Source organism: Isoptericola sp. NPDC057391 (assembly GCF_042668085.1).
Taxonomy (GTDB): Bacteria; Actinomycetota; Actinomycetes; order Actinomycetales; family Cellulomonadaceae; genus Isoptericola.
Genome location: NZ_JBHVBO010000208.1, coordinates 1 through 6,844, shown reverse-complemented (window position 1 = coordinate 6,844; position 6,844 = coordinate 1). Strand labels below are relative to the sequence as shown.

The following is a 6,844-nucleotide window of genomic DNA, read 5'->3' as shown; positions in this document are numbered from 1 at the left end:
AGGCCGCGGCCGTCGCGGCAGCGCGCCGTCGCCGGCGCACGAGCCCGTGCTCCGCGGGCGGCACGAACGGCGCGAGCAGCAGCGGCATGCCGGCCTCCAGCGGCGTGCGGTCGGCCTTGCGCCCGTTGCACGGCTCGCACGCCGCGACGAGGTTGAGCCACGACGAGTCGCCGCCGCGGGAGCGGGGGATCACGTGGTCCACCGTCTCGGCCGGGCCGCCGCAGTACGCGCACGCGCCGTCGCGCCGCTTCACGCCGTCCTTGGTGACCGCCGGCCGCCCGGCGCTGCGGTAGCGCCAGCGCATCGCGACGTACCGCACCAGGCGCAGCACGCGGGGCAGCGGGTACGGGCCGAAGCGGTGGCCCTCCACCGCCTCCTCGACGACGGCCACCTCGCGGACGAGCATCGTGATGGCGTGCTTGACCGACACGCGGTGCAGCGGCTCGTAGCCCGCGTTGAGCACCAGGACGTCGGCCACGGCCCTGCTCCCTCCACCCGTCGGTCCGGTAGCGTGTGTGTGAATCCGGTCACAGCATGCTGCCGAGGTGAAAGTATGCCGCCGAGGCGCGGAAGTCCAGGGCAAAGGCCGGCCGGGCGGCCGACGACGGAGGTTCCCATGAGGCTCAGCGTCAACATCTTCACCTCGCTCGACGGGATCGTGCAGGGTCCGGGCGGGCCCGAGGAGGACACCCGCGGCGGCTTCACCGAGGGCGGCTGGTTCGTCCCGTTCACCACGGACCCGGTGTTCGGGGAGGTCGTGGACGGCTGGTTCGCCGAGGTCGACGCCTTCCTGCTCGGCCGCACCACCTACGACATGTTCTGGGCGTCCTGGGGGCAGGTCACCGACCCGGACGACGCCCTCGCCGCCCGCATCGACGCCGGCCCGCGCTACGTCGTCTCCTCGACCCTGCGGGACCCCGAGTGGGCCGGGACGACCGTCCTCCACCCCGCCGACGACGCCGACCTCGCCGCCCAGGTGCGGGCGCTCAAGGACGGCCCCGACGGCGAGCTGCAGGTGCACGGCAGCGCGCGGCTGGCCAGCACCCTGCACGACCTGGGGCTCGTCGACGTCTGGCGCCTGGTCGTCGCGCCCGTTGTCGTCGGCTCCGGCACGCGCCTGTTCGACGACGGCGCCGCGCCGAGCGGCTTCGCCGTCACCCGGTCGCGCCTCGCCGACAGCGGGCTGGTGTTCCTGGAGCTCGAGCCGCGCCCGCTGCGGCACGGCACCGCCGACGTCGTCGACGGCGCGCAGTCGGTGCGCGTCGACTGAGCGGTCGACGGCCGCGTCGCCCGGGTGCGACCACCGGGGCGACCACCGGGTGGCGACTACCGAGCGGGGCCGTCACCGCCGCGCCTCGAAGACCAGGTTGAACGGCGTGCGCGCGACCTCGCGGAACCGGGTGAGCCCGCCGGCGGTGACGACGTCGCGGATGCGCGCGGGCCCGGCCTGGGTGCCGAGCGCCAGGCCGACGTCCTGCGCCAGCGACGTGGGCGTGCACAGCAGCGTGGAGAAGCCGTAGTACGCGCGACCCACGGGGTTGAGGTTGTCCTCCACGCGGTCACCGGCCATCGGCTCGACGACCATCCAGGTGCCGTCGTCGGCGAGCGCGTCGTGGACGTGCCGGGCCGCGCCGACGGGGTCTCCCATGTCGTGCAGGGCGTCGAACATCGTCACGAGGTCGTACCCGGTGCCGGGGAAGTCCTGCGCCGACGCCACCTCGAAGCGGACGCGGTCGCCCACGCCCGCCGCCTCGGCCCGCTCGTGCGCCGTCGCGACCGACCCCTCGTGGTAGTCGTAGCCCACGAACGTCGAGCCCTCGAACGCCTGGGCCATGAGGATCGTCGACGAGCCGTGCCCGCAGCCGACGTCGGCGACCGTCGCGCCTTCGGTCAGCCGGTCCACGACGCCGTCGAGGGCGGGCAGCCACGCCTCGACGAGGTTCGCGTGGTAGCCCGGGCGGAAGAACCGCTCGCACCCGACGTGCACGTCCACGCCGTGCTCGTGCCAGCCGAACCCCGTTCCCGAGCGCGCGGCCGCCAGGATGTGGTCCGTGTCGTGCACGGTGCCGAGCGCGATCTGGAACAGACCCGGGAGGAACGCCGGGCTGTCCTCGACCGTGAGGGCGACCGCCTGCTCGGGCGGCAGCGTGTACCGGCCCGACCCCGGGTCGTACGTCACGTACGCGCCCGCGGCCTGCGCGTTGAGCCACTCGCGGGCGTACGGCTCGGCCGTCGCCGTCCGCGCGGCGAGCTCCGCGGGCGTGCTGGGCCCGTGCGCGGCGAGGTCGCGGTAGTACCCGAGCTTGTCGCCCATCACCACGAGACCGGCGTTGAGGGTGGCGCCCGCCTCCTCCACGGCGCGGAACACGAACGCCATGAGGGCGTCGGTGTCGACCTGCGGCGCGGGCGCGGTGCCCGGGCCGGGTACCTGGGTGTCGGTCATCGTTCTCTCCGTCCGTCGGGCGCCGGCGGGGCGCCGGCAGCCTCCTGCTGGCGACGGTAGGGACGGCACGGGTGAACCCGCGTCAGGGGCCCCACCTGGTGATGCCGCGCTGCCTAGACTCGATGGGTGCTCCTGGGGCGCGACGCCGAGGTCGCGACGATCGACCGGCTCCTGGCCGGGGCCCGGCTCGGGGAGGCGGGGCGCCTCGTCCTCCTCGGCGAACCGGGCGTCGGCAAGAGCGCGCTGCTCCAGCACACGGCGACCGTGCTCGGCGCGAGGCACCCCGGCACGACGGCGCCCACGGCGGCGCGCGTGCTGCGCGCCACGGGCACGGTGGCGGAGTCCGAGATCCCGTTCGCGGGCCTGTCCCAGCTCTTCGCGGGCTGCCTCGACCGGCTCGACGAGCTGCCGGCCCGCCAGGCGGGTGCGCTGACGTCGGCGCTCGCGGCCGGCGGTGGCGCGCTGCCCGCGACAGGCGACCGGCTGGCCGTCGGCGCCGCGACGCTCGGGATGCTCACACGTTGCGCGGAGGAGGGCCCCGTCGTCGTGATCGTCGACGACCTGCACGACCTCGACGCGCCGTCGGCGCAGGCCCTCGTCTTCGCCGCCCGGCGGCTGGGCGCCGACCGGGTCGCGATGGTCCTCGCGGCCCGGACGCCCGAGGCCGACGACCTCGTCGCGGGCCTCCCGGTCGTCCGGCTCACGGGGCTGGACGAGGCGCCTGCCCGGGCGCTCGTGGAACGTGCGGTCGGGGGGCCGGTGCCGGCCGCACGCTTCACCGAGCTGTACGGGCGGTCGGCGGGCAACCCCCTCGCGCTGATCGAGCTCGCGACCCACCCGGGCCCGCTGTGGCCCGAGGTCTCGGGCATGCCGTCGACCGTGCCGGAGACCATCACCCGGGCCTTCTCGCGGCGCGTGGGCCGCCTGCCCGCCCCCGCGCGGGAGGTCCTGCTCGTGGCGGCGGTGGCCGGCGGCGACCTGGCCCTGACCGCGGCCGCCGCCGAGACCCTCGGGCTGGACCTCGCCGCCCTCGACGCGGCCGAGGACGCCGGCCTCGTGACGGTCGGCGCCGGGCGGCTCGCGTTCCGCCACCCGTTGCTGCGGTCCGTCGTCTACACCGGCGCCCCGGCGGCCGGACGACGGGCGGCGCACCGGGCGGTCGCGACCGCCCTGCCGCGCCGGGACGACGACCGACGCGCGTGGCACCTCGCGGAGTCCGTCCGAGGCCCGGAGGCGGCCGTGGCCGACCTGCTCCATGCCGCGGGCGACCGCGCGGCGGCGCGGGCGGGGCACGCCGTCGCGTCGGCCGCGTACCGGCGGGCGGCGGCGCTGAGCCCGAGCGCCGCGCGGCGCGGCGACCGGCTGCTGCGCGCGGCGGGCGCGACCTGGGCCGCGGGGGACGCGCGGGGCGCGCTGCGCCTGCTCGACGAGCTCGGCGAGCAGTCCCCCGAGCCCGCCGTGGCCAGGGGAGCGCTCGAGCTGCGCGCCGGCGTCGCCGCGCGCACCGGGGCCCTGGGCGACGCGGTCGCCATGCTCCGCCGGCTCGCGGCGGAGACGGCGTCGCCCGACGACCGCGTGCACGTGCTCGCCGACGCCGTCTACGTCGCGTTCTTCCTGGGCGGGACCGCCGTCTCCCTCGAGCTCGCGGCTGAGCTCGAGGCCCTGGTGCCCGCCACGACCACGGCCCGGGCCCGAGCCCTGGCGCTGCTCGGCTGCGGCACGGCGCGCGTCCTCGCCGGGCGGGGCGGGATCGCCGAGGTGGAGGCCGCCGTCCCGATCCTCGAGGCGGACGCGGGCCTCGCGTCCGACCCGCGCTGGTGGCGGTGGCTGATGATCGTGCCCCTGTACCTGCGGGACGCGTCGGGGGCCGCAGCCCTCGCGGACCGCGTGCCGGAGGTGCGTCGCGCGGCGACGGTCGCGGAGCTGCCCGGCCTCCTCTTCCTGGCGGCCCGCGGCCACGCGACGGGCGACACGTGGGACCGGGCGACGGCCGAGTACTCGCTCGCGGTGGACATCGCCCGCGAGACCGGCCAGCGCGGACCGCTCGCGGCGGCGCTGGCGGGCCGGTGCTGGCACGCGGCCCGGCAGGGGGACGCGGCCCGCTGCCGGGGCGACGCCGACGAGGCGCTGGAGCTCTGCCGGGGCGGGGACATGCACCTGCTGGAGGCCTGGGTGCACTTCGCCCTGGGGGACCTCGCGCTGTCCCGTGGCGACGTCACCGTCGCCGTCGCGGAGCTCACCGACCTCGAGACGCTGCTCGAGCGGTACGGGATGGACGACGTCGACCTCGCGCCCGTGCCGGAGCTCGTGGAGGCGTTGGTCCGGGAGGGCGACCTGGCCGGGGCGCGGCGTCGGGTGCCGCCGTACGCCGCCGCGGCCCGCGCCAAGGGGAGCCCGTGGGCGCTCGCCCGGGCGAGCCGCGCCACCGGGCTCGTCGCTGACGGTGCCGACGGCGGCGACGGGGCCGACGCGTCGTTCGACGCGGCCCTCGCGCTGCACGCGCGCACCCCCGACGTGTTCGAGACGGCCCGCACGCGGCTCGCGTACGGCCAGCGGCTGCGCCGGTCCGGGCACCGCGTCGCGGCGCGCGGGCACCTGCGGGCGGCGCTCGCGACCTTCGAGCGGCTGGGTGCGGCGGCCTGGTCCGCACGCGCCGCCTCGGAGCTCACCGCGACCGGCGAGGTCGTCCGGCGCTCCGGCGACGGGTGGCGGGCCGAGCTCACCGCGCAGGAGCTCCAGGTGGGGCTCCTCCTCGCGGACGGGCACACCACCCGCGAGGCGGCGGCCGCGCTCTTCCTGTCGCCGAAGACGGTCGAGTACCACCTGCGCAAGGTGTACCTGAAGCTCGGCATCCACTCGCGCGAGGACCTTCGTCGCACGATCGCGGCGCGCGACGGTCCGGGTCGATGACGGTCGCGCCGTCACGCGTCGTCGAGCGCCAGCGGCCGCACCGTCCCGCCGGCGGCGACGAAGAACCCGCGCAGCCGCACGCCCTGGGCGTCGGCCTGCTCGCGCAGGTCGCGGTTCCAGGCCCGGTCGTCGGAGGTGAGGGTGGCGTCGCCCGGGCGCTCCAGCACGACGACGGCGCAGCCGCCGGGCGCCTCGTCGTCGACGACGCTGCGCAGCACGGTGCCCAGGCCGACGAGGGCTGCGGCGTCCGGCCGCCGGGGCACGTCGTCCACGGGGAGGGCGAGTCCCAGGAGCCGGTCGTCGGCGTCCAGCCAGGTGACGGTGAGGGTGCGGCGTCGCGGGTGGACGCCTCCTGCGAGGAAGTGGGCGAGCTCCAGCAGCTCGGCGTCGTCGGCGACCTCGTCGCCCGGGCGGAACGGGGTGATGGTGTCCATGCGCCGTCACCCTGCCGCACCGGGCTCGACGTCCGCCGGGGTTATCCACAGCCCTCCGTCCGGCGGCTCAGCCGGCGAGCAGCTCCGCCAGCTCCGTGCGGCCCAGATACTGCGCCCAGCCCTCCGGCGTCGTCCCGAAGCGCCCGTCGACGGCGTGCGGGTCCGCGCCCCGTGCGAGCAGCAGCCGCGCATCGTCCGGGGTGCCGGTGCTCGCCGCGTGGTGCAGCGCCGTGCTGCCGTCGTCGGCGGCGACCGTGACCGGGAAGCCGCGCTCCACGAGCGACCGCACCGCGTCCCAGCGGCCGAGGCCGGCCAGCTCCACGACCAGCGTCGGGTGCCGGTCGGGCAGGTCGTCCAGGCCGCCGTCGAGCCGGAGCATCCGCTCGACGTCGGCCGCGCTGCCCCCGAGCGCCGCGGCGACGACGGGGTCGCGGCGCCGACGCTGCGCGCGGTAGAGGTCGCGCAGCAGGCACATCTCGGCGCCGTGCGCCATCGCCTCGCGGTTGAGGTGCACGACGAGCGCGGCCAGGGAGTCCTCGGCGTACGGTCCGCCGCGGGGCCCGAGCGGCCGGGTGAGGGCGTCGTCGTCGAGGCGCGCGAGGTGGCCGCGCCACAGCTCGTAGCCCTCCCGCAGCAGGTCGAGGCCCCCGTCGGCCGTGAGCGGCAGGGGCTCCGGCCAGTGGCGCGGGTCGAACATGTCGGCGTCCTCGGGGGCCGGCGTCGGACCGAAGAGCGCGCGGCCCCGCTTGCCCCAGACGTCGCGCCCCAGGTGCGCGGCGCGCCATGCGATCGTCGTCACCGGTGGCACCGGCGGGTCCACCGGCGTCAGCTCGATCCGGACCGTGCCGGCGTCGTCGCGCCGCAGGCTCCACGCGCCCTCGACCGGCTCCCAGAGGTACTCGTCGTCGGTGAGCCCCTGCAGCCGGGGCCACAGGTGCGCGTCCCAGTAGAACTCGACCTGGCCCAGCAGGAGCTCGCGCAGCGTCGTGGACATCCTCCGATCCTGCCCCGGAAGAGGTCGCCGGGCATGCGGCTGCGCACGTCCCCGGGCGGGGTT

6 protein-coding genes are annotated in these 6,844 nt (G+C 77.2%); 2 read left to right on the top strand and 4 right to left on the bottom strand.

From position 1 onward, the window contains the following. Positions 1–478: HNH endonuclease (locus ACFUVW_RS18490; protein WP_430572770.1), on the bottom strand; the 478-nt coding region annotated here is incomplete at its 3' end. Between the two features lie 138 nt (positions 479–616). Between ACFUVW_RS18490 and ACFUVW_RS18485 the strand changes: the two genes are divergently transcribed. After that, a complete protein-coding gene (locus ACFUVW_RS18485; RefSeq protein WP_430572769.1) occupies positions 617–1,270 on the top strand; it encodes a dihydrofolate reductase family protein in 654 nt (217 codons plus the stop codon). 72 nt (positions 1,271–1,342) lie between these two features. On the opposite strand, the gene ACFUVW_RS18480 is transcribed toward ACFUVW_RS18485, so the two are convergent. After that, positions 1,343–2,443 (bottom strand): class I SAM-dependent methyltransferase, encoded by a 1,101-nt coding sequence (locus ACFUVW_RS18480; RefSeq protein WP_430572768.1) that lies wholly within the window; start codon positions 2,441–2,443, stop codon positions 1,343–1,345. Between the two features lie 126 nt (positions 2,444–2,569). On the opposite strand from ACFUVW_RS18480, the gene ACFUVW_RS18475 reads away from it, so the two are divergent. Beyond that, on the top strand, positions 2,570–5,353 hold the full coding sequence (locus ACFUVW_RS18475; RefSeq protein ID WP_430572767.1) for an AAA family ATPase: 2,784 nt from the start codon (positions 2,570–2,572) through the stop codon (positions 5,351–5,353). An 11-nt stretch (positions 5,354–5,364) separates the two neighbouring features. On the opposite strand, the gene ACFUVW_RS18470 is transcribed toward ACFUVW_RS18475, so the two are convergent. Together ACFUVW_RS18470 and ACFUVW_RS18465 are read right to left on the bottom strand one after the other, a co-directional pair. After that, complete coding sequence (locus tag ACFUVW_RS18470; protein WP_430572766.1) at positions 5,365–5,787, bottom strand: hypothetical protein; 423 nt, start codon at positions 5,785–5,787, stop codon at positions 5,365–5,367. Positions 5,788–5,854: 67 nt separating this feature from the next. Continuing rightward, positions 5,855–6,781, bottom strand: coding sequence for a DinB family protein (locus ACFUVW_RS18465; RefSeq protein WP_430572765.1), 927 nt, complete (start codon positions 6,779–6,781; stop codon positions 5,855–5,857). Between the last annotated feature and the right edge of the window lie 63 nt (positions 6,782–6,844).